Annotated in this window: 4 protein-coding genes; all 4 read left to right on the top strand. The window is 32.8% G+C overall.

Going from position 1 to position 2,858, the window contains the following annotated elements; all coding sequences use genetic code 11:
- Positions 1 to 169 precede the first annotated feature (169 nt).
- Entirely contained in the window at positions 170 to 541 is a 372-nt protein-coding gene (locus F6K13_RS26640; protein ID WP_124146988.1) for a co-chaperone YbbN, read from the top strand.
- Positions 542 to 695: 154 nt separating this feature from the next.
- Positions 696 to 1,049 (top strand): macro domain-containing protein, encoded by a 354-nt coding sequence (locus tag F6K13_RS26635; RefSeq protein ID WP_161564682.1) that lies wholly within the window; start codon positions 696 to 698, stop codon positions 1,047 to 1,049.
- Positions 1,050 to 1,100: 51 nt separating this feature from the next.
- The gene (gene mddA, locus F6K13_RS26630; RefSeq protein WP_124146986.1) at positions 1,101 to 1,856 is read left to right on the top strand and encodes a methanethiol S-methyltransferase; all 756 of its coding nucleotides are present in this window, start codon (positions 1,101 to 1,103) and stop codon (positions 1,854 to 1,856) included.
- Between the two features lie 265 nt (positions 1,857 to 2,121).
- Positions 2,122 to 2,858 (top strand): class I SAM-dependent methyltransferase (locus tag F6K13_RS26625; RefSeq protein WP_287288943.1); only part of this gene is annotated, 737 nt, incomplete at its 3' end.

Here is a 2,858-nt window from a genome sequence, read left to right as displayed (position 1 = left end):
TTCAAACTCTACAGTTACAGGAGTTTCTCCGATGGGCCTATGTGGGAGTAGCTGTTTTTATCTTCTTACTTTGGCAAGCTCATCCACTACTAATCCGTGCAACTGGGAGCGTAGACTGGTAGCATGATCCCAGGATATAAAAAATTTAATTAACTCAGATCGAGAAGCCATGCTTTTGTCAATTAACGAAAAAACTTTTAAAAAAGAGGTGTTAGATGCCTCTAACCCGGTTTTAGTAAATTTTTGGGCACCGTGGTGTGGCCTATGTAAAATGATTGTCCCCCAATTAATTCAATTTCAGTCTGAATGGAATGGCCACTTAAAGCTGGTGGGGGTGAATGCTGACGAAAGTTTAAAGCTTGCTAGTAAATATCAACTCAGAACTTTGCCTACCCTGATTTTATTTGAAAATGGCCAAGTAGTGAATCGAGTGGATCATTTCCAGGTACGGGAAGATTTTTTACGGACATTAGATACTTTTATGACCAGTTACCAAAAAACTTGTCTAACTCGACTTTTGGAACCTCAGTTAATGGGATGAAGAAGGTGTTAGGTAATTAATAATTAATAATTAATAATTAATAATTAATAATTGCTTGCACCAGTTTCTTATACCTAGCATTTTTGGAGTTTAGGGAAGATCAAACGCTAATTGTACTATTGCTGAGTCTTAAATAAAGAGGTTAAAACTAGAATTGAAGGGAATAATAATAATAATTTCCTTTGGAGCTAGTTTTAGCCTCTTTCAGTTTTTACAGCCAGTTGCAGCTAGATGGCGAGCTGGAGTTTTCGGAGAGAAGAATACACTGATGAGATGTTATGAAAATAGTTTAGCTTTAGCAGAAAAATATGCTATAAAAACAATTGCTTTTCCTGCTATTGCTACTGGTGGTTTATTTTTTCCGGTGGAAGTAGCAGCAAGAATAGCTATAACTGAAGTTATGCAATTTTTATTGGAAAGTAAATCTATTGAAAAGGTTGTTCTTGTTTGTTTTAAGACTAAAGTATATGAAAAATACTTAGAAGTTTTTCGTGAAATACTAGAGTAAAAAATAATTTCATTTATTTCTATAAAGTAATGGAGATTTTATCAGAGAAATATGAGTAGAATACTAGCATTTATCTATGGTGTAGTTTGTTATTTAATATCAATGATAACTATTCTGTACAGCATTGGTTTTGTCGGCAACTTAATAGTACCAAAAACACTAGATTCCGATTTTGATGGTTCTCTGATTAACGGGATATTAATTGATATTTTATTACTCGGTTTGTTTGCTATTCAACATAGTCTTATGGCACGTCAAAGTTTCAAGAAATGGTGGACGAAAATTATTCCACATCCGATTGAACGTAGCACTTATGTTTTAATGGCAAGTCTGGCATTATTACTGTTATTTTGGCAATGGCATTCTCTTGGTGGAATTATTTGGAATATACAAAGTCCGATTGCTTCTAATATTATTTATGGCATTTTTGCTTTGGGGTGGTTAATTGTGTTAATCAGCACTTTTATGATTAACCATTTTGATTTGTTTGGGTTGCGACAAGTATATTTATATTTGCGCAGTCAGGAATATGAATATTTAGGATTTAGAACTCCAGGGTTTTACAAATATGTTCGTCATCCGATTATGTTGGGTTTTGTTATTGTTTTTTGGGCAACTCCAACTATGACATTTTCTCATTTTATTTTTGCCCTGGGTACAACAATTTATACGTTAGTGGGAATTAAATTAGAAGAAGTAGATATGATTTCTATTTATGGAGATTTATATCAGGAATATCGGCAGCAAGTTTCTATGTTAATTCCTATGCCAAGAATAAAATTAACTGAGGAGAAGGTTCAGGAATAATTTTGAAGAAGGAAGAAGGAGGAAGGAAGAAGGAAGAAGGGAAAGATGATATAGCCTATTTCATATTAGTAAGGTACATTAAGGGTATTTCATATTAGTAAGGCACATCAGTCTTATAAGGTATGGAACCATTAGAGTAGCTCTTGAGATTACGGAACTGGCAAAAAAAATCCTTAACTGAATTGTATTGTACTATAGACTTATCTACTTTTTTTTTGTTACTTCTTACTTCTTCCTTCTTACTTCTTCCTTCTTCCTTAAATTTATGAATCAACTACAAATAACTATCAACAACAGTAACGAAAATTTGTGCAAAATTATCCATCAAAGCATTTATGAATCTCCAAAAAAACGGATTACTTTTGCCCAATATATGGATTTAGTTTTGTACCATCCCCAATATGGTTATTATGCAAGTCATCCTGTGAATATTGGTAAACAAGGAGATTTTTTAACATCTTCTCATTGGGGTGCAGATTTTGGAGAATTATTGGCAGAACAATTGATGCAAATGTGGAATATTCTCAATCAACCTTATAATTTTACTCTTGTAGAAATGGGTGCTGGTCAGGGAATTTTAGCAGAGCAAGTTTTAGAATATTTAAAGCAAAATCATTTAGATTTTTTCCAAACAATAAAATATCTGATTATCGAAAAGTCAGAAGTTTTAAAAGAAGAACAAAAAGAAAGGTTACACTCATATAAAGTGAGGTGGTGTGATTGGGATGAAATTTCTCATAGTTCAATTACGGGGTGTTTATTTTCTAATGAATTAGTGGATGCTTTTCCAGTACATAAAATTATCATAGAAGATCGGGAAATTCGAGAAGTTTATGTAAGCTCTGACTCAGATGGAAAATTTATAGAAATAAGTGGTGAAACTTCTACTCCTAGAATTGCTGAATATTTTAATTTAGTGGGTATAGATTTACTATCATTTCCAGATGTAGAAGGTTATCAAACGGAGGTTAATTTACAAGCTTTAGATTGGATAAACACTGT

This window comes from Okeania sp. SIO2B9, from assembly GCF_010672505.1.
Lineage (GTDB): Bacteria > Cyanobacteriota > Cyanobacteriia > Cyanobacteriales > Microcoleaceae > Okeania > Okeania hirsuta.
The sequence above is the reverse complement of the archived record's forward strand: the minus strand, read 5'-3'. Positions and strand labels throughout refer to the sequence as shown.